The organism is Burkholderia sp. Ac-20345 (assembly GCF_017104825.1).
Classification (GTDB): Bacteria; Pseudomonadota; Gammaproteobacteria; order Burkholderiales; family Burkholderiaceae; genus Burkholderia; species Burkholderia lata_B.
Genome location: NZ_JAAGPO010000580.1, coordinates 1 through 232, shown reverse-complemented (window position 1 = coordinate 232; position 232 = coordinate 1). Strand labels below are relative to the sequence as shown.

The following is a 232-nucleotide window of genomic DNA, read 5'->3' as shown; positions in this document are numbered from 1 at the left end:
ACCGACGAAACGTTGCTGTCCGTCGTGCTCAAGCCCGTCGAAATCGAACTCACCGAGCTATTGGTCGTGCTCAGACCCGTCGACAACGACGACACGCTGCTCGTCGTCGTGCTCAGGCCCGTCGACAGCGACGAAACGTTGCTGTCCGTCGTGCTCAAGCCCGTCGAGATCGAACTCACCGAACTATTGGTCGTGCTCAGACCCGTCGACAACGACGACACGCTGCTCGTCG

General features: G+C 60.3%; 1 protein-coding gene. It reads left to right on the top strand.

Annotation, left to right across the window (positions count from 1 at the left end; genetic code table 11):
* Positions 1-232 (top strand): hypothetical protein (locus tag G3O06_RS48790; protein ID WP_205820516.1); only part of this gene is annotated, 232 nt, incomplete at both ends.